The 19728-nt window shown below is 70.2% G+C and carries 21 protein-coding genes; 7 read left to right on the top strand and 14 right to left on the bottom strand.

Features of this window, described 5'->3' with window-relative positions; genetic code table 11:
- Window positions 1–131: 131 nt before the first annotated feature.
- Both VLF38_RS10655 and VLF38_RS10650 read right to left on the bottom strand, forming a co-directional pair.
- Entirely contained in the window at window positions 132–485 is a 354-nt protein-coding gene (locus VLF38_RS10655) for a TA system antitoxin ParD family protein (protein WP_325271240.1), read from the bottom strand.
- Between the two features lie 393 nt (window positions 486–878).
- A complete protein-coding gene (locus VLF38_RS10650; RefSeq protein WP_325271239.1) occupies window positions 879–1529 on the bottom strand; it encodes a transglycosylase SLT domain-containing protein in 651 nt (216 codons plus the stop codon).
- A 102-nt stretch (window positions 1530–1631) separates the two neighbouring features.
- Between VLF38_RS10650 and VLF38_RS10645 the strand changes: the two genes are divergently transcribed.
- Together VLF38_RS10645 and VLF38_RS10640 are read left to right on the top strand one after the other, a co-directional pair.
- Window positions 1632–2126, top strand: a complete 495-nt coding sequence (locus VLF38_RS10645) for an asparaginase domain-containing protein (RefSeq protein ID WP_325271238.1) — start codon at window positions 1632–1634, stop codon at window positions 2124–2126.
- Between the two features lie 63 nt (window positions 2127–2189).
- A complete protein-coding gene (locus VLF38_RS10640; RefSeq protein WP_325271237.1) occupies window positions 2190–2333 on the top strand; it encodes a hypothetical protein in 144 nt (47 codons plus the stop codon).
- A 15-nt stretch (window positions 2334–2348) separates the two neighbouring features.
- Here the strand turns inward: VLF38_RS10640 and VLF38_RS10635 are convergent, their stop codons facing one another.
- Window positions 2349–2816: a GNAT family N-acetyltransferase gene (locus VLF38_RS10635; RefSeq protein ID WP_325271236.1), complete on the bottom strand. Its 468-nt coding sequence runs from the start codon at window positions 2814–2816 to the stop codon at window positions 2349–2351.
- A complete protein-coding gene (locus VLF38_RS10630; protein ID WP_325271235.1) occupies window positions 2813–3829 on the bottom strand; it encodes a zinc-dependent alcohol dehydrogenase family protein in 1017 nt (338 codons plus the stop codon). The genes VLF38_RS10635 and VLF38_RS10630 overlap by 4 nt, the downstream gene beginning before the upstream one ends.
- Window positions 3830–3930: 101 nt before the next feature.
- Here VLF38_RS10630 and VLF38_RS10625 point away from each other — a divergent pair, with 101 nt between their 5' ends.
- Window positions 3931–5457 (top strand): UDP-N-acetylglucosamine 1-carboxyvinyltransferase, encoded by a 1527-nt coding sequence (locus VLF38_RS10625; RefSeq protein WP_325271234.1) that lies wholly within the window; start codon window positions 3931–3933, stop codon window positions 5455–5457.
- Between the two features lie 157 nt (window positions 5458–5614).
- On the opposite strand, the gene VLF38_RS10620 is transcribed toward VLF38_RS10625, so the two are convergent.
- Window positions 5615–5881 (bottom strand): zf-TFIIB domain-containing protein, encoded by a 267-nt coding sequence (locus tag VLF38_RS10620; protein WP_325271233.1) that lies wholly within the window; start codon window positions 5879–5881, stop codon window positions 5615–5617.
- Between the two features lie 81 nt (window positions 5882–5962).
- Here VLF38_RS10620 and VLF38_RS10615 point away from each other — a divergent pair, with 81 nt between their 5' ends.
- The 3 genes from VLF38_RS10615 (at window position 5963) to VLF38_RS10605 (ending at window position 8636) form a co-directional block, all read left to right on the top strand.
- Window positions 5963–6757, top strand: a complete 795-nt coding sequence (locus VLF38_RS10615) for a glycerophosphodiester phosphodiesterase (protein ID WP_325271232.1) — start codon at window positions 5963–5965, stop codon at window positions 6755–6757.
- Window positions 6754–8103, top strand: coding sequence for an MFS transporter (locus tag VLF38_RS10610; RefSeq protein ID WP_325271231.1), 1350 nt, complete (start codon window positions 6754–6756; stop codon window positions 8101–8103). The genes VLF38_RS10615 and VLF38_RS10610 overlap by 4 nt, the downstream gene beginning before the upstream one ends.
- Window positions 8104–8249: 146 nt before the next feature.
- Complete coding sequence (locus VLF38_RS10605) at window positions 8250–8636, top strand: RNA polymerase-binding protein RbpA (protein ID WP_107699674.1); 387 nt, start codon at window positions 8250–8252, stop codon at window positions 8634–8636.
- 17 nt (window positions 8637–8653) lie between these two features.
- On the opposite strand, the gene VLF38_RS10600 is transcribed toward VLF38_RS10605, so the two are convergent.
- From VLF38_RS10600 to VLF38_RS10585, 4 genes are all read right to left on the bottom strand, one after another.
- On the bottom strand, window positions 8654–9181 hold the full coding sequence (locus VLF38_RS10600) for an FxsA family protein (protein ID WP_325271230.1): 528 nt from the start codon (window positions 9179–9181) through the stop codon (window positions 8654–8656).
- A gap of 4 nt (window positions 9182–9185) precedes the next feature.
- The gene (locus tag VLF38_RS10595; RefSeq protein WP_325271229.1) at window positions 9186–9962 is read right to left on the bottom strand and encodes a polyprenol monophosphomannose synthase; all 777 of its coding nucleotides are present in this window, start codon (window positions 9960–9962) and stop codon (window positions 9186–9188) included.
- Window positions 9943–11439, bottom strand: coding sequence for an apolipoprotein N-acyltransferase (gene lnt / locus VLF38_RS10590; RefSeq protein ID WP_325271228.1), 1497 nt, complete (start codon window positions 11437–11439; stop codon window positions 9943–9945). The genes VLF38_RS10595 and lnt overlap by 20 nt, the downstream gene beginning before the upstream one ends.
- Before the next feature lie 410 nt (window positions 11440–11849).
- A complete protein-coding gene (locus tag VLF38_RS10585; RefSeq protein ID WP_325271227.1) occupies window positions 11850–12803 on the bottom strand; it encodes an alpha/beta hydrolase in 954 nt (317 codons plus the stop codon).
- Between the two features lie 106 nt (window positions 12804–12909).
- Between VLF38_RS10585 and VLF38_RS10580 the strand changes: the two genes are divergently transcribed.
- Complete coding sequence (locus VLF38_RS10580; RefSeq protein ID WP_414689388.1) at window positions 12910–13860, top strand: 5'-3' exonuclease; 951 nt, start codon at window positions 12910–12912, stop codon at window positions 13858–13860.
- 3 nt (window positions 13861–13863) lie between these two features.
- On the opposite strand, the gene VLF38_RS10575 is transcribed toward VLF38_RS10580, so the two are convergent.
- From VLF38_RS10575 to VLF38_RS10555, 5 genes are all read right to left on the bottom strand, one after another.
- Complete coding sequence (locus VLF38_RS10575) at window positions 13864–16686, bottom strand: DEAD/DEAH box helicase (protein WP_325271226.1); 2823 nt, start codon at window positions 16684–16686, stop codon at window positions 13864–13866.
- A gap of 25 nt (window positions 16687–16711) precedes the next feature.
- Window positions 16712–17548, bottom strand: a complete 837-nt coding sequence (tatC, locus tag VLF38_RS10570) for a twin-arginine translocase subunit TatC (RefSeq protein ID WP_325271225.1) — start codon at window positions 17546–17548, stop codon at window positions 16712–16714.
- An 11-nt stretch (window positions 17549–17559) separates the two neighbouring features.
- Window positions 17560–17784, bottom strand: a complete 225-nt coding sequence (gene tatA / locus VLF38_RS10565) for a twin-arginine translocase TatA/TatE family subunit (protein WP_107699655.1) — start codon at window positions 17782–17784, stop codon at window positions 17560–17562.
- 35 nt (window positions 17785–17819) lie between these two features.
- A complete protein-coding gene (locus VLF38_RS10560; RefSeq protein WP_325271224.1) occupies window positions 17820–18788 on the bottom strand; it encodes a WYL domain-containing protein in 969 nt (322 codons plus the stop codon).
- A partial coding sequence (locus tag VLF38_RS10555) for a helix-turn-helix transcriptional regulator (protein WP_325271223.1) occupies window positions 18785–19728 on the bottom strand: 944 nt, incomplete at its 5' end. The genes VLF38_RS10560 and VLF38_RS10555, both read right to left, overlap by 4 nt.

The raw sequence follows: 19728 nt of genomic DNA, 5'->3' as shown, positions 1-19728 counted from the left end.
TCGCCGGCCTCGTCTACCTGGTCCGAAATCGCAGAGCCTGAATTCGACCGCATCTGACGCGTTGACGCCGCACTTGCCAATCCCGGGGGCTGGTCTGCGAGCAACCGATGCAGAACTCGGGGTGCCGCGCGTCAGCCTGCGACAGCTCCGTGGATGAGGTTGCCGTGCTCGTCAGCCTCGACATAGTCCAGACCCGCTGTGCGGAACTCTTCGGCGAAGTTGAGTGAGCCCTGCCGGCGCGCGAGCCGATCGTCCCAAGTGGCCCGGACGATGGCCTGTTCGTGCTCCCGGAGCGCGTCGTAATTTCCATCGCCTGCGAGGACGACCTCGATCTCACGGTGCCTGACTTCGGGCGACGACTCGATCTCGCGCCCGATGCGAGCCCAGTGGACGATCTGCTCCGCCGCGCTGCGTGAGTTGAGAGCTCCGTAGGACTCGGCAGCAGCAAACAGGTCGCCGTCCATCCGGGTGCGCATCGTGTCCATGGTTCGACTGTAACCCCGGCCGGGGCCCTTGGAATCGTCACGTGGATCAGGCCCATGCAACCGACCGTGCGATCCATGCCGAGGTGGGCACGGCTGGCGTACTCCCGCTCCCCCAACTCCCGTGATTACCAGTTTACGGCGCTACGCGTGGTGAGGCCCAGGTAACCGGACACGCTGCGTCGAGCCCTTCCCGAACTCCGCGACCGACGAGCCGCTCGGCGGGATTGATGCGTGGCGGGACTCGCTCAGATCGCCTGTGCCGGAACGTGCTCGGCATGAGGGCCTTCGATTTGGTGCGTCCCTCGCGCATCCATTGCGTGCGGGGCGCACCAAACGCCGGGTCTTCCTCGCGCCACATGACATAACGCCGATCGCCACCCCTCCGCGACTCCGTCAGTACCAGCCGACCTTCTCCGAGTGGGCCCAGGCAGCGCGAGGACTGCCGTACCTCGCACAGATGTAGGCCAGGCCCCAGCGGATCTGGGTTTCCGGGTTGGTCTTCCAGTCGGGTCCGACGGCCGCCATCTTGGTGGCCGGCAGCGACTGCGGGATGCCGTAGGCGCCAGATGATCGGTTCTCGGCGTACTGGTTCCAGCCGGACTCCCGGTGCCACAGGGCGTCGAGCGCCGGCCATTCACTCGCCGGCCAGCCGAACTCGATCATCAGCCGGTAGCCGAGGGCGCGGTTGCTGCCGGGCTGGACACTCGCCGGGGCGGGTACGGCGGGGCCCGCGGCGAGGTTCTTCGCGATGCGCTCGGCGGTGTTGGCGAGCTGCCGCATGATGTCGCCGTCCGTGACGCTGGTGCGTGCCTGTGACATCGCCGCGACCTGCGTGGGCGACAGTCTCCGCCCGACGCTGGCGCGCGAGGCCTGCTCCCGGACCGGCGCCACGGTGGGCGTGATCGTCACCGACGGGGTGACGGCCGCTGTGCTCGGTGTCCTGGGCGCGACCGCTGCCTCCGGCGGGCTCTCGACGAGCGGCTCGCACGCCGTCAGAGCGATCACGCCAGCCGCGATCAGGAGCGCGGAACGGCTCGGTGACATCGTGCAGGCTCCCGGCATGGTGGCTAGTGGACCTCGCCAACCTAACCCCGACCCGGCCAACCCGCACGTGGTTCGGGCTGCGGTGATGGATATCGTCACGGCATGCCGCACATCCACGTCGTCACGACCGGTGGGACGATCGACAAGGTCTACTCCCTCTCGGGTGTGCTCGAGATCGGCCCGCCCGCCGTCGATGCGCTCCTCTCCCCCGTTCTCACCGACAACACGTACGACGTCACGCCGGCGCTCGCGGTCGACAGCCTGGACATGACCGACGCAGACCGGGCTGTCCTGTGTGCGGCGATCGACGCGCTGCCGGGTCGGCTCGTGGTCATCACGCATGGCACCGACACGATGCCCGAGACGGCGGCGTTCCTCGATGAGCATCTCGCTGCGGCGGACCAGACCGTCGTGCTGACCGGGGCGATGCAGCCTGCAGCCATGGCGACCAGCGACGCGGCGTACAACCTGGGGGCCGCCATGACCGCGGTCCAGCTGCTGCCCGCGGGGGTCCACCTGGCCATCAGCGGGCGCGTCTTCGGCGCGGGCAAGGTCGCCAAGGACCGGGCCCGCGGAATCTTCGTGGAACTTGCCTGAGAACTGCGTCACGCCGGTGCGAGCCGGACGTCCCACCGGTACCAGGACGTCCGAGGAGCTGCCATGTGGGACACGTATGAGGAGAATCCGGTTCACCTCACCCACGACCTGCCGTGCACGGCGTGCGGCCACGCCGCCCACCGCTACCTGCCGTGCGACCAGTGCACCTGCACTCCGCCGGATGCGCCCGGCAGCGTGCATCTCTGACCCGCGGCCCCCTGACTAGGGCAGCTCGCGCGTCATGAAGACGCTGTTGGGGTCGGCGACGTAGTCGCCGAACGGTGCACACTCCACGAACCCGTGCCGCTGGTAGAGCCGGCGCGCCGGCCCGAAGTACGGCTCGACGCCGGTCTCCAGCGAGATGCGCGTCGCACCACGGCGTACGCCCTCGTCGAGGAGGTGGAGCAGGATCGCGGCGCCCGTGCCGCGTCCGCGATGGTCGCGGGCCGCGCGCATCGACTTGATCTCGAGGTGGCCGTCGCCCAGGTCGCGCAGGGCGCCGCAGCCGAGCAGGGTTTCGCCGTCCCACGCGCTGTAGAAGGAGATGTCGGGCGCCCGGAGCGCCTCCAGGTCGAGCGCGTGGACCGACTCGGGCGGCGAGGTGGCGTACATGTCCTCGAGGTGCTCCGAGAGCAGTGCCCGGACCGCGGCGTGCGAGAGGTCGTCGGGGCCGATGACCAGGTCGCTCACGGCTGCAGGAGGACCTTGATCGCCCGTCGCTCGTCCATCGCGAGGTAGCCCTCGGCGACCTGGTCGAGGGGCAGGGTCATGTCGAAGACCTTGCCCGGATCGATGGAGCCGTCGAGGACGAGGCCGAGCAGCTCGGGCAGATACCTGCGGACCGGTGCCATGCCGCCCGCCAGACCGACGTTGCGGCCGAACATCGTGCCCACCGGCAGGGTGACGCCGTGCGGGACGCCGACGAAGCCGACCGTCGCACCCGGGCGCGCGGCGTGGAAGGCGGTCTTCATCGAGGTGTCGGTGCCGACGCACTCCAGGACCGCATCTGCCCCTACTCCCCCGGTGATCTCGAGGACGGCGGCAGTCGCCTCCTTGCCGCGCACCGCGACGATGTCGGTGGCACCGAAGGCCTTGGCGATCTCCTGACGTGGCTCGTGGCGCGACATCGCGATGATCCGCTCTGCACCGAGCTGGCGCGCGGCCAGCACGCCGCACAGGCCGACCGCACCATCGCCGACGACGACAGCCGTGCCACCCTCGCGTACGCCGGCCGCGACGGCTGCGTGCCAGCCCGTCGGCATGACGTCGGAGAGGGCCAGCAGCGACGGGATCAGCGAGGCGTCCGGCGTGCCGGGCACCGTGACCAGCGAGCCGTCGGCCTGGTTGACCCTGGCGTACTCCCCCTGGCCGCTGACGGTGAAGCCGAGGTTGGTGCAGGCGGACTGCATGCCCGCGGCACAGTGGACGCAGGTGTTGTCGCAGTGGTCGAAGGGCACGACGACGAAGTCGCCGACCTTGACGTCGCGGACGTCCGCGCCGATCTCCTCCACGACACCGACGCACTCGTGGCCGATCGTGCTGCCCTCGGTGATCGGGTTCTCCCCGCGGTAGGGCCAGAGGTCCGAGCCGCAGATGCACCCCGCGACCACCTTCACGATCGCGTCGGTCGGCTTTTCGATGTGGGGATCCTCGACCTCACCGAAGCGGATGTCGCGGGGACCGTGGATCGTCGTGGCGCGCATGGTGCGATCCTGCCACGCGGGCGAGAATCCCGCCCTCCCCCAGCACCTGACCGTGTGGCGCGCGTCGTTGACGTATCTCATATCTGAGATACCTTGGACGCATGACCGAGGACTACCTGGGACGCATTGGCAACCTGATCCGCGACGCACGCAAGCACCGCGGCCTGACGCAGCAGCAGCTCGCAGACGTCCTGGGCACCAGCCAGTCCGCCGTCAACCGGATCGAGAAGGGCCACCAGAACCTCTCGCTCGAGATGCTCGCCCGCATCGGCGCCGCGCTCGACTCCGAGATCGTCTCGCTCGGCGCCGGCCCGACGCACCTGCGCATCACCGGCCCGACCAAGCTCTCCGGCACGATCGCCGTGAAGACCTCCAAGAACGCCGGCGTCGCCCTGCTCTGTGCCTCCCTGCTCAACAAGGGCCGCACGACGCTCCGCAAGGTCGCGCGCATCGAGGAGGTCAACCGGCTGATCGAGGTCCTCGAGAGCCTCGGCGTGCAGACCCGCTGGCTCAACGAGGACAACGACCTCGAGATCATCCCGCCTGCCACCCTCGACCTGTCGAACATCGACGAGGCCGCCGCACGGCGTACGCGCTCGGTGATCATGTTCCTCGGCCCGCTGCTGCACCGCGAGGACGAGTTCGCCCTCCCCTACGCCGGTGGCTGCAACCTCGGCGAGCGCACCGTCGAGCCGCACCTGTCCGCCCTGCGGCCCTTCGGCCTCACCGTGAAGACGACGGACGGCGCCTACAACGCCAGCGTCAACCGCGCCATCGAGCCGGCGCGCCCGATCGTCCTCACCGAGCGTGGCGACACGGTCACCGAGAACGCACTGATGGCTGCCGCGCTGCACCCGGGCACGACGGTCATCCGCAACGCCTCGTCCAACTACATGGTCCAGGACCTCTGCTTCTACCTCCAGCGCCTCGGCGTCGCAGTCGAGGGCGTCGGCACGACCACGCTGACCGTCACCGGCCTCGCCGAGATCGACGTCGACGTCGACTACGCGCCGTCGGAGGACCCGATCGAGGCCATGTCGCTGCTCGCTGCCGCGATCGTCACCGAGTCCGAGATCACCATCCAGCGGGTGCCGATCGAGTTCATGGAGATCGAGCTGGCCACGCTCGAGGAGATGGGCCTGCGCTACGACATCTCCGCGGAGTACCTCGCGGAGAACGGCCACACCCGCCTGGTGGACCTGACGCCGAAGCCGTCGAAGCTCCGGGCTCCGCTCGACAAGATCCACCCGCTGCCGTTCCCCGGTCTCAACATCGACAACCTGCCGTTCTTCGCGGTCATCGCCGCGGTTGCCGAGGGTCAGACGCTCCTCCACGACTGGGTCTACGAGAACCGAGCCATCTACCTCACCGAGCTCACCAAGCTCGGCGGCAACGTCAAGCTCCTCGACCCGCACCGGGTGCTGGTCGACGGTCCGACGCACTTCTCCGGCACGGAGATCGTCTGCCCGCCGGCGCTCCGCCCGGCTGTCGTCATCCTGCTCGCCATGCTCGCGTCGAAGGGCACCAGCGTGCTCCGCTCGACGTACGTGATCCACCGCGGCTACGAGGACCTCGCCGAGCGGCTCAACGAGCTCGGTGCCAACATCGTGCCGTTCCGCGACATCTGAGGAGTGAGCCGGAGCCACGCCGAGCGCAGCGAGGTGTTGTGGAGGCGAGCCCCGCAAGACGTGTCGCAACAGGGATTCCGCGACATCTGATTTCCGAGGCGCACGTACGACGAGCCCGCCGCGACCAGGTCGCGACGGGCTCGTGTGCGTTGGGGGCTCAGTCGAAGAGGGTGGCGATCCACGCCGGGGCCCGCGGGGGCTTGGGCGGCGGTGCCGTCATGCCGGCGGTGATCCGCGGGATGGCCATCGTGTGGCGGCCGTCCGACTCGTGCCACGAGCGCTCCGCGTCGATCAGCGCGCTGAGGTCCATCCGCTGCAGGAAGACGCCGTGGCCCGCGGGACACTGCTTCACCTCCGCGCGGCCGACGCCGCGCTCCACCATGTCGGCCCCGCAGCGCGGACAGGCCATCGACTCCTCATCCATGGCCTGAAGGTACTCCTCCTTCGTCGTGATGTGAGCAGGTCGCTCCATGTGGCGCGACCGGATCTTTGCCACGATGGCTGCATGATCCCGTTCGCGCACCGCGGCGGTGCCCGCCACCCCGAGCTCGAGGGCCTCGAGAACACCATGGCGGCGTTCCGGCACGCCGTGGCGCTGGGCTACCGCCATCTCGAGACCGACGTCCACGTCACCCGCGACGGCGTGCTCCTCGCCTTCCACGACGCCGAGCTCGACCGGGTCACCGACCTCTCCGGTGCCATCGCCGACCTCACGTACGCCGAGGTGCAGTCCGCGCGCGTCGGCGGACGCGAGCCCGTCCCGACGCTGGAGGAGCTGGTCGATGCCTTCCCGGAGGTGCGCTTCAACATCGACATCAAGTCGCGGGCGGCTGCGGGGCCCCTGGCGCGGTTCGTCAACGACCGGCACCTGCAGGACCGGCTCATCGTGGGCTCCTTCTCGCGGAGCGCACTCCGGGAGTTCCGCCAGCTCACGGGCGGCGCGGTGCCGACGTCCGCACACCCGCTCGAGATCGCGGCGTACCTCCTCGCGCCCAGCGGCCGCATCGCGGCTCGCCTGGTCGGGCGCAAGCCGATCGCCCTGCAGGTGCCCGTGCGGCACCGCCGGTTCATCACGGTGGTGACGCCGGCGTTCGTCCGGAAGGCCCACGCCGCGGGCGCTGAGGTCCATGTCTGGGTGGTCGACGACGCCGACGAGATCCGCCGGCTCCATGCGATGGGCGTCGACGGCATCTTCACCGACCGCACTGACGTCCTGCGCGAGGTCCTCACCGATCTCGGCGTCTGGCCCCATGGCCAGGACCCGGACGAGCATCCCGCCGACGACAAGGACGCGTCATGAGCGCGATCGCAGACCTCCGCCCGCTGGCGCAGCGGCGCGAGCAGCGCGCCTGGTACTGGTACGACTGGGCCAACAGTGCCTTCGTGACCAGCGTCCAGACGGTTCTCTTCGCGCCGTACCTGATCTCGGTGGCCGAGGACGCCGACCCGATCCGGCTCTTCGGCGGCGCCGTCGCCCCGGGAGCGCTGCCGTCCTTCGTCGTGACGGCGTCGACGATCCTCTCGGCACTCCTGCTCCCGCTCGTCGGGGCGATCGCGGACCGCACCACGCACAAGCGCCGGCTCCTCGCCGGCTTCGCCTGGGCCGGTGCTGCTGCGGGTGCGCTCCTCTTCTTCGCCGTCGACGGCAACTGGCAGGTCGGGGCGGTGTCGATGGTCATCGCCAACATCTGTCTCGGTGCCTCGGGGACCGTCAACGACGCCTTCCTGCCGCTCATCGCCGACGAGGCAGATCGCGATCGCGTCAGCTCGCGAGGCTGGGCCTTCGGCTACCTGGGCGGCGGTCTGTTGCTGGCGATCACCCTCGCCGTCGTGCTCCTGCACGACACCTTCGGGCTGACCGAGGAGATGGCGGTCCGCCTGTCGATGCTCGCCGCCGCGGTCTGGTGGGCGGCGTTCACCGTCGTACCCCTGCTCGGGTTGCAGGACCACCCGCCGGTGCACCTGGTCCCGTCAGGCTCGACCGACGGAGACACTTCGAGTGGCTTCGGCGGACTGGTGCGGGCGAGCTTCGGGCAGCTCTGGGCGACGCTCAAGGACCTGCGCAACTACCCGATGGCGCTGACCTTCCTGCTGGCCTATCTCTTCTTCAACGACGGGATCCAGACGGTCATCTACGCCGCCTCGACGTACGGCGAGAAGCAGCTCGGCTTCGGCACCTCGGTGCTGATCGGCACGATCCTCCTCGTCCAGTTCGTCGCCTTCTTCGGCGCGCTTCTCTTCGGGCGCCTGGCGGCACGAGTCGGTGCGAAGCGGGTGATCCTCGGCGGGCTGGTCGTCTGGATGCTGATCGTGACCGTCGCGCTCTTCCTTCCCGAGAAGGCGCTCGTGCCGTTCCTCGCGATGGGGGTGGCGATCGGCATCGTGCTGGGCGGCACGCAGGCGCTGGCCCGCTCCTACTTCTCGCTGCTGATCCCACGCGGCCGGGAGGGCGAGTTCTTCAGCTTCTACCACGCGATGGACCGGGGAACCTCGTGGTTCGGCACGCTGACGTTCGGCCTCGTCTACCAGATCACCGACTCCTACCGGCCGGCGATCTTCGCCCTGATCGCCTTCTTCGTGATCGGCGGGGCGCTGCTCCTCCGGGTCGACACCGCGCGTGGCATGCGTGAGGCCGGTAACTCGTGAGCCGGGAATCCTTGCGCACCGGCGTACGTTGGAGGGCAAGAACACCAACTGGTGTCCCCTCCTCGCGTCATGGAAGCACGGTCCGTCCGTCCCATCACCGAGACCATTCCAACGGGTAACACCCACCGTCAACGTCGGAGGTAGCAATGGCAGAGCGCACGCTGCGTGGGGCTCGTCTCGGAGGCCAGAGCTTCGAGGACGAGCGCGGGATCGAGTTCGCCGCACGCCAGCAGGTCGGCTACAACTGTCCGCAGGGGCACTTCTTCGAGATCACCATGTCGGTCGAGGCCGACATCCCCGCTCAGTGGGAGTGCCCGCGCTGCGGCACGGTCGCGCTGAGCGCCGCCGGCATCCTGCCCGAGGAGAAGGCCGAGAAGCCGGTCCGCACGCACTGGGACATGCTGCTCGAGCGTCGCTCCGTCGAGGAGCTCGAGGACATCCTCACCGAGCGGCTCGAGCTGCTCCGAGGCGGCGAGATCGGGCCGGCGCACCTGCACCGTCCGAGCAAGGCCAAGAAGAAGGCCAACGCTTGAGTCGACGACTGACTGCGTCAGTCCTCCACGACCTCGCCCTGCACCACGTCACCGTGGCCGCCGGGGCGGGGTCGCGGTCCATTTCCGGGCGGCGTGCTCCCGGGGAACGTGCTGCCGCCTGAGAAGGGACCACCGGGGAACGCCCCGCCGGGCACCACGACCAGGCGTGTGGCGACGAACCGGGTCAGCAGGCCCCGCGCCAGCGGCCGGGTCATCGGCAGGATGCACAGGAAGCCCAGCACGTCGGAGAGGAAGCCGGGCGTCAGCATCAGCACGCCACCGACGAGGATGAGCATGCCGTCGGCGATCTCCCGTGCCGGCATCCGACCCGAGGAGAACGCCGTGCCGAGCGCCGTGAGGGCCCGGCCGCCTTCGCGCTTGAGGAGCCAGGCCCCGACGATGCTGTCGACGATCAGCAGCAGGATGGTCCAGCCGACGCCGATGGTCTGGCCGACCCGGACGATCACGATCAGCTCGAGCAGCGGCACGCCGATGAAGAGCAGGGCGAGCAGCCAGCCGGGGACCCGGCGTACGGAGGAGGTCACCCCTTCAGCGTCGCACGGAGCGCAAGGCACCGCGCACGCGGGTGGCCCGCTGCTTCAGCCCCCACCAGGTGATCCGCTGGAGTGACTCGACAGCGACCGAGCGGCTCATCTTCGACTGACCGCGCACCCGCTCGATGAACTCGATCGGGACCTCCCGGACGACGAGGCCGCTCTGCAGGGTCCGCCAGGCGAGGTCGGTCTGGAAGACGTAGCCGGTCACGTTGACGCTGGTCAGGTCGATCTTCTCCAGCGTCGTACGCCGGAAGAGGCGGTAGCCCGCGGTCGAGTCGCGTACGGAGATGCCCAGCAGCAGGCGCACGTAGAGGTTGCCGAACGCGGAGAGCATGCGGCGGAAGAGCGGCCAGTTGACGATCGAGCCGCCGGACACGTAGCGCGAGCCGATCACGAGGTCGGCGTCGAGCAGCGCGGAGCGCAGCCGGTAGAGCTGTTCGGGCTGGTGCGAGCCGTCGGCGTCCATCTCGCCGATCACGTCGTAGCCCTGCTCGAGCGCGACGCGGAACCCGTGCAGGTACGCCGCGCCGAGGCCGGCCTTCTCCGTGCGGTGCACGACCTGGATCCGGGGATCGGCTGCGGCGAGCTCGTCGGCGATCTCGCCGGTGCCGTCGGGCGAGGAGTCGTCGACGATCATCACGTCGACCTCGGGCTCAGCGGTGCGCAGGCGAGCGATGATCCAGGCGAGGTTGTCGGCCTCGTTGTAGGTGGGCACGACCATCACGGTGCGGCCCAATGCGGTCTCCATGTCAGCGCGCTCCCTGTCCACGCGCTCGACGATACGTGCGGAGTCTGAACGCCAGGCCAAGCAACGTGAACACCACGGCGACGGGCCCGAGGACAGGTCCGACCCAGACCGAGGGAGGTCGGCTGTCGTAGCGCGGGAGCTCGTGGACGAGGACGTCGGTCGTCCGGGTCGCCGAGGTCGCGAGCACGCTGCCGTCAGCGTCGATCATCCCGGTGCGTCCGTTGGTGGACGCAACCGCGACGGCGCGCCCGAGCTCACGAGCGCGCACTCGGGTGATCGCGAACTGCTGGTCGATCTGCCGGGTGTTGATGAACGTCGCGTTGGAGGTCTGCACGATGCCGACCTCTGCACCGTTGCGGACCTGAGGCCCGAGGGTGTCACCGAACGCGACGTCGAAGCAGATCGCGTCGGCGATCCGCGTGCCGTCGATGGTGAGCGGTGTCTGCCGCGTGCCGGCGATCATGTCGCGGCGGACCAGGCCGATGTCCTCGGTGAACCACTGCCCGAAGATCCCGCGCCACGGGACGAACTCGCCGAACGGCACGGGGTGCGCCTTCACGTAGCGCTCCCCCGGCCCGGTCACCGGGTCCATCACGATGCCCTCGTTGATGATCCGGGTCTCGTCGTCAGGATCGTCGCTGATCGCGCCGACCAGCACCGGACGGTCGATCGCGGCGACGGCGCGGGCGATGTCCGCGCGCACACGGACGTTGCGGAACGGGTCGACTGCGGTGGAGTTCTCGGGCCACACGACGAAGTCGGGTGCGGGGACCTCACCGTCGGCCACCCGGCGCGCCAGCTCGACCGTGAGGTCGGCGTGCGACCGGGTCACCTCGTAATGGTAGGTGGAGACGAACGTGCCCTCGCCGGGCACGTCGCCCTGGACCACCGCGACGGTCACGGTGCCCGTGGCGTGGCGCGGGGGCTGCACCCAGGTGGGAACGGCGAGGGCGACGGCAGCACCGAGGACGACCAGGCCGGCTCCCCTCCCCCGCCCCTCGACGACGAGCCAGGCGAGTGCAGCGCCGAGGCCGGCGACGACCAGGGAAGCGCCGGGCACCCCGATCCAGGGAAGCCAGGCCGCAACCGGAGTGTCGATGACCCCGAGGCCGAGGCTGCCCCACGTGAAGCCTCCGAACGGCAGGACGCCGCGGAGCGTCTCGATCGCCAGCCACGCCACGGCGTACCAGACGGGCCAGCAGCGCAGGGTGGAGAGCCGGGCCAGCACCGCACCGAGCACGGCGAGGAAGCTGGTCTGCAACAGCGTGAGCGCGATCCACGGCATCTCGCCGAGGGTGCGCATCCAGATCACGTGCAGGCCGAAGAAGCCCACGCCGTACGCCGCGCCGGCGGCCGCGGCGCGGAGGGTGCCCGCGCCGCGGACCGCGAGGAAGTAGGCGGCGGGTCCGACCGGCATCAGCCAGACCCAGGTCACCGGCTCGAAGGCCAGCGCGGTGACCACACCAGCCATCGTGGCGACGAGGAGGCGGGTGGGCACGGCGGTGATGCTACCGGCGTGCCTCGCACCCCTCCCCCGCAGCCACAGGAGTGAGCCGACCCTTCGGGCCCACCCGTGGCGCGGCTGGCTGTCGCGGACGGGAAGTTGTCTAGGGAGTCGGGCCCCTGCGCGTCTGCCCCCGAAGCGGGTCCCCTTACGGTGGCCGTCGGGCTCATGCGGAACTGGTGGGATCCGAAGAGTCCGGCGCCTGCCGGCTGGTTCGGCCGCGACGGCTGCACGGGCGGACTGCCCGAATGTGCTGCTTCCCAAGCCAGATGTCAACCCGCGGCTGACCTGCGACAACAGGCGTTTCCGCAGGTCAGCGCAGGGCTGTCGGCACCGTGCATTTCCCGCGGATTCATCCTCACGACGGCGTGTCGCTGGAGGACACGCCGATCGGCACGGAGAGCTCAGGCTGACGCGGCGCTGGTGGCGCTCTCCCCGGCCGCTGCGGCCCACTGGCGCGCGGTCCATGCAGCGAGGGCGCCGACGGCCTCGACCGCCTCGGGCAGGATCGAGGCGGCCTGGAAGACATGCACCTGACCGGGCCAGACGTGCAGGTCGGTCGGCACGCACGCGGCCTCGAGCAGCTCGGCCAGCCGGCAGACCTGCTTGTAGAGCGACTCGCTCGAGCTGACCTGCAGCAGGACTGGCGGCAGGCTGGCGTGCTCGCAGTCGACAGGCGTGTGGATCCCGTCGGGGTGGCCGGCGGCGATCCGCGCGAAGGTCCGCAGGGCGCGCGGCCCGAAGATGTGGTCGCCGCGCCGACGCCGACCGACCGGCGTACGGAGGAAGTCGAGGTCGACCAACGGCGACATCGCGACGAGTGCGGCCGGTGACGGCAGCCCCTCGGCGCGTGCACGATCGGCGACGGTGAAGCTGAGGAAGCCGCCGGCGGAGTCGCCCATGAAGACGATCTCGTGGGCGGGGGTGCCCTGCGCGAGGAGGTGGCGATAGGCCGCGACGCCGTCGCGGATCGACGCCTCGATCGAGTGCTTGGGCAGCTGGTGGTACTCGACCGAGGTGATCGTGGCGCCGGTGGCGGCGGCGATCCGTGACAGGAGGCCGCCGTGCAGGTGCCAGCCGCCCACGAGGAACGCGCCACCGTGGAAGTAGAGGATGTGCCGGCCGGCCACGGGCCGGGCAGGGGTCACGATGCGGGCGCGGCATCCGCCGACCATCGTGGTGGCGAACCGTGTGCCGGGTGCCTTGCGCTGGAGCTGGCCCAGGTGGTCGACCACCGCGTAGGGCCACGGCAGGGTGGGCGCGAGGGACCAGGCTCCGATCACCCGGCGGGCACTGTGTCGGAGCACCAGGCCGAGTGCCTGAGACTGGAGGGAGACACCTCCGAAGTCGGTGCGCATGGGGTGACGGTACCCACACCGGAGACCTGCGGATGCCATTTCGGCGGAGTTTCTGGACGCTTGGTCAGAAGTGGCCATGTCGGCGTAGTCCGGCAGAATCATCCGGGTGACCCAGCGCCTGATGCTTCTCGACACCGCCTCGCTCTACTTCCGCGCGTTCTTCGGCGTCCCGGACTCGATGCGGGCGCCCGATGGCACGCCCGTCAACGCCGTCCGAGGGTTGCTCGACTACATCAGTCGGCTCACGGAGGAGTACTCCCCCACCCACCTGGTCTGCTGCTGGGACAACGACTGGCGACCGCAGTGGCGCGTCGACCTGATCCCGACGTACAAGGCGCACCGCGTGGTCCCAGAAGGTGTGCCCGTGCGGGAGTCCACTTCGGTCTTTGTCGAGGAGGTGCCGGACCCGCTGCTGGTCCAGGTGCCGGTGATCCGCGACGTGCTCGCGGCCTACGGCATCGCGGTGATTGGCGCCGACGACTACGAGGCGGACGACGTCATCGGCACGTTGGCCACCGGAGCCGGCATGCCGGTCGACATCGTCACGGGAGACCGCGACCTCTTCCAGCTCGTTGACGACGCTGCGGGGGTCCGGGTTCTCTACGTCGGCCGTGGGGTGAGTCGCCACGACCGCGTCGACGAGGCCTGGGTGCGCGAGAAGTACGCCGTCGAGGCACGTCAGTACGCCGACTTCGCGACGCTGCGGGGCGACGCGAGCGACGGGCTGCCCGGCGTCAAGGGCGTTGGCGAGAAGACCGCGGCCACCCTGCTCCAGCGCTTCGGGGACATCCCGACACTCGTCGCGGCGGTAGACGACCCGACCAGCGACCTGGCGCCCGGCCCGCGGGGCAAGATCCGCGACGCTGCCGCCTATCTCGCCGTCGCGCCGGCCGTGGTGGCGGTCGCGCGCGACCTCCCGCTCGACCGCTCGGCACTGGCGCTCCCGGCCCGGCCCGTGGATGCTGACGCGCTGGGGGCGCTGGCCGAGCAGTGGGGCCTGGGGACCTCGGTCGAGCGACTCACGGCGACGCTGGCGCGCGCCGTGACGGAGGTGTGACGGCTACTCCTCGCCGAGCGTGGAGAAGGCGACGACACCCCGGCGCATCCGCGCTCCCGCCTCGCGGGCGATGGTGCGCATGCCGCCGTCACCCGTGGCAGCCGCGACCTGGTCGGTGAGATCGAGCAGCTGCTTGGTCCAGCGCACGAAGTCACCGGCGGCGAGCCCGGTGTCGCGGAGCACGTCGTCGAGCTCGTCGCCCTCGGCCCAGCGATAGGCGGCCCAGGCGAAGCCCAGGTCGGGCTCGCGGAGGAAGTCGAGGCGGTTCTCCTTCTCGAGGGCATCGAGCTGCGCCCACAGGTGGACCATCTCGCCGACGACGTCCTTGACGAGGCCTCCGGGGAGGCGCGGCGCCGCCGAGTCGTCGGCGCGGCGGCCCTCGAAGACGAGGATCGACAGGGCGGCCGCGAGCTCGGAGGGGTCCAGGTCGTCCCACAGGCCCGCACGGAGGCACTCGGCGGCGACGAGGTCCATCTCGGTGTGGATCCGCATGAGGTGGCGGCCCTGCTCGGTCACGACTGTCGTGTCGTCCTCCTCCTCGAGGTAGCCGAGGCTGGAGAGCACGTCGCAGACCCGGTCGAACTGCCGGGCGATCGTGTTGGTGCGTGACTCGATGCGGCGCTGGAGCGTCGCGGAGTCGCGCTGCAGCTTGAACCAGCGCTCTGCCCAGCGGGCGTGGTCCTCGCGCTCGTCGCAGGCGTGGCACGGGTGATGCTTGAGCTGGCGGCGCAGCGCGTCGACCTCGTCGCCGACACGGTCGCCGCGACCGTGGCTGCGTCCCTGCGCCCGGCCGGTGCCCCCACCGTGCTCGCGGTGCTCGTCGGGGAAGCCGTAGGTGGTCTTCTCCCGCAGCGCGGCGGCGAGGTCACGGCGCTGCTGCGGGTTACGTCCGCTGAAGTTCTTCGGGATCCGGATCCGGGACAGCGCCGCCACCGGCACCTGGAAGTCCATGAGCGCCAGGCGACGGGCCTGCCGGTCGAGCGTCACGACGTACGGGCGGGGGCCCTCGGGCGAGAGGCCGGGGTCGATGATGACGGCGTAGCCGGCGAACTTTCCGTTGGGTACCCGGATCACGTCGCCCGGCTTCAGCTTCGACAGGGCGGCGACCACCTCGTCGCGGCGGTCACTGCGGCGGTCGCGGGCGGCCGACTTCTCGAGGTCGGAGATCTTGCGGCGCAGCGCGGCGTACTCCATGAAGTCGCCGAGGTGACAGCTCGCGGCCTCCTTGTAGCCCTCGAGGGCGTCCTCCGCCTTGCGGTGCTGGCGGGCCAGCCCGACGACGGCCTTGTCGGCCTGGAACTGCGCGAACGACGCCTCGAGCAGCTCGCGCGCTCGCTCCCGGCCGACCTGATGCACGAGGTTGACGGCCATGTTGTAGCTCGGGCGGAACGACGAGCGGAGCGGGTAGGTGCGGGTCGAGGCGAGACCGGCGAGCTCCTTGGGGTTCATGCCCGGCTGCCACAGGACGACACCGTGGCCCTCGACATCGAGGCCACGGCGGCCGGCGCGACCCGTGAGCTGGGTGTACTCCCCCGGCGTGATGTCGGCGTGGGACTCGCCGTTCCACTTCGTCAGCTTCTCGATGACGACGGTGCGCGCCGGCATGTTGATGCCGAGCGCGAGGGTCTCGGTCGCGAAGACCACCTTGCACAACCCGCGCTGGAAGAGCTCCTCCACGCACTCCTTGAACGTCGGCAGCATGCCGGCGTGGTGGGCGGCGATGCCGCGCGTGAGACCGTCGAGGAACTCGTGGTAGCCCAGGACCTGGAGGTCGGCTGAGGGCAGGTGGCGCACCTTCGCCTCGACCACGGCGAAGATCTCGTCGCGCTCCTCCGGGCTGGTCAGCCGCAGGTTCGCGTCGAGGCACTGCTGCACGGCGGCGTCGCAGCCGACCCGGCTGAAGATGAAGGTGATCGCGGGCAGCAGCCCCTCGCGGTCGAGACGCTCGATCACCTCGACGCGGCTCGGCATCCAGACCCGGCGGCCGTTGCCGACGTTGCGACGGTCCTTGCTCGTCGACTTCGCGTTGCGGTCGCGCGGGCTGCGCCGGTCGCGGGTGCGCGTGGAGGCCCAGTCGTCGCGGGCGACCCTCATAAGCTGCTGGTTGACCGGCGCGCCCTCGCGGACGAACCCGGCCTTCGCGTCGACGTCGGAGTCGGCGAAGAGGTCGTGCAGGTGGCGCCCGACCATGACGTGCTGGAAGAGCGGCACCGGCCGCTTCTCCTCCACGATGGTGACCACCTCGTCGCGCACGGTGTTGAGCCACTCTCCGAACTCCTCGGCATTGGAGACGGTGGCGGAGAGGGCGACCAGGGCCACCGAGTCGGGCAGGTGGATGATCACCTCCTCCCACACGGCCCCCCGGGAGCGGTCCGCGAGGTAGTGGACCTCGTCCATCACCACGTGGCTGAGGCCGGCCAGGGTGCGGGACCCGGCGTACAGCATGTTGCGGAGGACCTCGGTGGTCATGACGACGATCGGCGCCTCGCTGTTGACGCTGTTGTCGCCGGTCAGCAGGCCGACCTTCTCGGGGCCGTAGCGCTCGGCGAGGTCGTGGAACTTCTGGTTGGAGAGCGCCTTGATGGGGGCGGTGTAGAAGCACTTGCGGCCCTGGGTCAGGGCGAGGTGGATCGCGAACTCACCGACGATCGTCTTGCCCGAGCCCGTGGGCGCTGCCACGAGGACGCCGCGGCCCTCCTCCAGCTCCTTGCAGGCGCGGACCTGGAAGTCATCGAGCGGGAACGCGTAGAGGCCCTTGAACTCACTGAGCACAGGGTGGCCCTGGCGCTGGCGGAACGCGGCGTACTGCTCACTCGGAGAGGTCACGCCTCCGACACTAGCGCCGCGGTCGTCAGATGACGGACGCCTCGTCGGGCGACAGGCCGGCGTTGGGGCTGCGGCGAGCGCGGCGCCTGTCGTTGAGCCGCGCGATGAGCTCGGAGACGAGGAAGAGCAGGACCATCGGGATCGCCATCGCGCACATGGTGAACGGGTCGGTCGACGGAGTGGCGACCGCGGCGAAGACGAAGACACCGATGATGATCCAGTGCCGGTGCGCGCCGAGGGACTGGCCGCGCACGACGCCGGCGAGGTTCGCCAGGACCACGAAGACCGGGATCTCGAAGGCGATGCCGAAGACGATCAGGGTCCGGCTGAAGAACGAGAGGTAGTGGCCGAAGTCGACGAGGTTGGTGAAGTTCTCGGGGGTGAAGCTGATCAACACCTCGAGGCCCTTGGGCAGGGTGACATAGCCGACGGCGACGCCAGCCAGGAAGAGGGGTGCGGCGACGACCACGAAGATCATCGACCACTTCTTCTCCTTCCGGTGGAGCCCGGGAAGGATGAACGCCCACAGCTGGTAGAGCCAGAGCGGTGCTGTGAGGACGGTGGTGGCCAGCGCCGAGAGCTGGAGGTAGACCATCAGCGGCGCACCGGCGCCGGTGATGACCGGCTCGGTCGTGCCCTCGGGCAGCACGCGCTGGGCGGCCTCGTAGGGCGCCATGACCACCTGGAGCAGCTGGTCGTGGAAGACGAGGGAGAGCGCGAAGCCGGCGATCCAGATCAGCGCGATCTTGAGTAGCCGGGCGCGGAACTCACGGAAGTGGTCGGAGAGCGCCATCTTGCCGTCAGCCCCAACGGGATGCACCGGCGCGCCCGAGAGGAGCCGGACGAGTCCGGAACCGAACAAGGCGGGCTACCTCAGCGCGTCTCTTCGGGCTTGTCGTCGTTGACGACCTGACCCTCGACCGTGTCCTTCTTGTCGCCGTCGCGCAGGCCCTTGGTCTCGGCCTTGAAGATGCGCAGCGCCTGGCCACTGCTCCGCGCGAGGTCCGGCAGCTTCGCAGCGCCGAAGATGAGGATGACCACGGCGAGGATGAGCAGGAGCTCGGGCCAGCCAGGGGTGCCGATCAGCGGGGTGAACATGGGTTACCTCGAATGGTGGGGCGCGGATACCTCCGTCATCCTACGTGCGGTGGGTACAGGGCACGCACTGCCCTGATGGACGCGCCGTAGCGCTGGGTGAACTCCTGTGGCGCGACGATCTCCACGTGGGGCGTGAGCCGTCGCAACAACCGCTCCAGCCAGCCCTCGTCGGCGACCCGCAGCGTGACCTCGAGCGCACCGCCGAGGAGTTCGCGGACCGTCTCGACGGGGTAGTACTCGGCCGCCCAGCGGGCAGCACGCTGCAGGCGCAGCGTGACGACCGGGAGGTCGCCCGCGGGTCGGAAGATGCCCTCGGAGAGATCCAGCGGCCCCACCTCGTGGTGCTCGACCGGCGAGTCGAGCAGCACCGCCTCGAGCATGCGATCCAGCCGGAAGGAGCGGCGGTCGCCCGCGCGGTAGCACCACGCGTCGAGGTAGCCCACTCCCCCGACGGTGACGACGCCGAGCGGGTCGACGACGCGTTCGGAGACCTCGTCACGGGAGGCGACGAGATAGCGGAGCTGCACCTGCCGCCCGTTGCGGGCGGCGGAGTCGACGACCCGGCGTACAGCCGCTGCCGGGCCTGCAGGCGTCGCGATGGAGGCGACCGGCACGTCGCCGACGGCCTCCTCGATCTTGGCGACAGCGCTGTCGATCGAGGGCAGCGCATCGTCGCCGGCGCTGCTGCGGAGGGTCTGCAGGGCGACGAGGAGGGCGGACGCCTCGGCGCGGGAGAGACGCAGTGGCTGCGCGAGGTAGTCGGCGTTGGCGATCCGGATCATGCCGTCACCGCCCGGCTCCAGCGCATCGAGATCCACCTCGATCAGGTCCCCGGGGAGCCATCCCGGCCAGCCGCAGAAGATCAGGACCTGGAGGTCGCTCAGGAGCTGCGCGGAGGTGACCCCGAGCAGCTCGGCCGCCTCGTCGACGTGGATCTCGCCGCGCCGTCGGATCAGCGGCACGAGCGCGAGCAGGCGCCCGACCTGGTCCTTCGCGCTGCTCACGCGGTGCCCTCCTCAGCGGTGCCTTCGGTCAGGGTGTCGCCCGTGCCGAGGGCAGTGTCGAGCCGGGCCACGACATCGGCGACCAGCGCCTCAGGCGCCTCCGCCACGACCGTGGTGCCGTGTGCGAGCACCTCGTCGGCAAGCCAGCGCAGGGAGGAGACCGCGAGCTGGAGCCGGTCCCAGCCGGCGGTGCCGTCGGGACCGGGGACATCGGAAGCGACGAGCGTCGCCGTACGTCGAAGAGCGGCGCCGGCACCGGCCCGGACCAGGAGCGTGGCGTCCTCCGTGCGGGGGCCGGGACCGAGCCGCCGCGCGACCGCACGGAGGTCGAGACCGTCGGGTACGTCGTACGACCGGGGGCGGCCGACCTTGGTGACCTTCGCGCGGATGCGGGAGAGCCGGAACATCCGCTCCGCGTCGCGGTCGAGGTCGCGTCCCACGACGTACCACCGGCCCTGGGCGGAGAGGAGGCCCCAGGGCTCGAGGGTGCGCTTCGTCGGCGAGGTCGCGCCCGACCGCAGGTGCTCGAAGGAGACCCGTTGGCGCTCGAGGGTCGCCTGCCACAGCGCGTCGAAGGTCGGCTCCTCGGTGGTGATCTCCGGGGCGAGCATGTCGAGCCGCCCGCGATCGATCTCGACGCCTGCCGCGGTGAGCTTGGTCAGCGCATCGCTGGTGTGGGCGGCGAGCCCGGCGTGTCTCCAGACCCGCGTCGCCAGCCCGAGCACGGCTGCCTCGTCGGCGGTCAGCTCGATGCCCGGCAGCGCGAACTCGTCGGCGGGGATCCGGTAGCCCGGCTCGTCGTCGAAGAAGCCGTCGACCTGCCCCGTCTCGAGCGGTACGCCGAGGGCCCGGAGCTCGCCCTTGTCACGCTCGAACATCCGCTCGAACGCTTCGTCGGACGCATCGCGATAGTCGTCGATCAGGGCGCGCACGCGTGCCT

The organism is Nocardioides sp., assembly GCF_035481145.1.
Classification (GTDB): Bacteria; Actinomycetota; Actinomycetes; order Propionibacteriales; family Nocardioidaceae; genus Nocardioides.
Note: the sequence above shows the minus strand (reverse complement) of the source record. Positions and strands in the feature narration are given on the sequence as shown.

Bases quoted from the DNA above. Each gene is read 5' to 3' on its own strand.
- VLF38_RS10655 (WP_325271240.1), bottom strand. From the start codon at position 485: ATGGACACGATGCGCACCCGGATGGACGGCGACCTGTTTGCTGCTGCC.
- VLF38_RS10650 (WP_325271239.1), bottom strand. From the start codon at position 1,529: ATGTCACCGAGCCGTTCCGCGCTCCTGATCGCGGCTGGCGTGATCGCT.
- VLF38_RS10645 (WP_325271238.1), top strand. From the start codon at position 1,632: ATGCCGCACATCCACGTCGTCACGACCGGTGGGACGATCGACAAGGTC.
- VLF38_RS10640 (WP_325271237.1), top strand. From the start codon at position 2,190: ATGTGGGACACGTATGAGGAGAATCCGGTTCACCTCACCCACGACCTG.
- VLF38_RS10630 (WP_325271235.1), bottom strand. From the start codon at position 3,829: ATGCGCGCCACGACGATCCACGGTCCCCGCGACATCCGCTTCGGTGAG.
- VLF38_RS10625 (WP_325271234.1), top strand. From the start codon at position 3,931: ATGACCGAGGACTACCTGGGACGCATTGGCAACCTGATCCGCGACGCA.
- VLF38_RS10620 (WP_325271233.1), bottom strand. From the start codon at position 5,881: ATGGATGAGGAGTCGATGGCCTGTCCGCGCTGCGGGGCCGACATGGTG.
- VLF38_RS10615 (WP_325271232.1), top strand. From the start codon at position 5,963: ATGATCCCGTTCGCGCACCGCGGCGGTGCCCGCCACCCCGAGCTCGAG.
- VLF38_RS10610 (WP_325271231.1), top strand. From the start codon at position 6,754: ATGAGCGCGATCGCAGACCTCCGCCCGCTGGCGCAGCGGCGCGAGCAG.
- VLF38_RS10605 (WP_107699674.1), top strand. From the start codon at position 8,250: ATGGCAGAGCGCACGCTGCGTGGGGCTCGTCTCGGAGGCCAGAGCTTC.
- VLF38_RS10585 (WP_325271227.1), bottom strand. From the start codon at position 12,803: ATGCGCACCGACTTCGGAGGTGTCTCCCTCCAGTCTCAGGCACTCGGC.
- tatA (WP_107699655.1), bottom strand. From the start codon at position 17,784: ATGTTCACCCCGCTGATCGGCACCCCTGGCTGGCCCGAGCTCCTGCTC.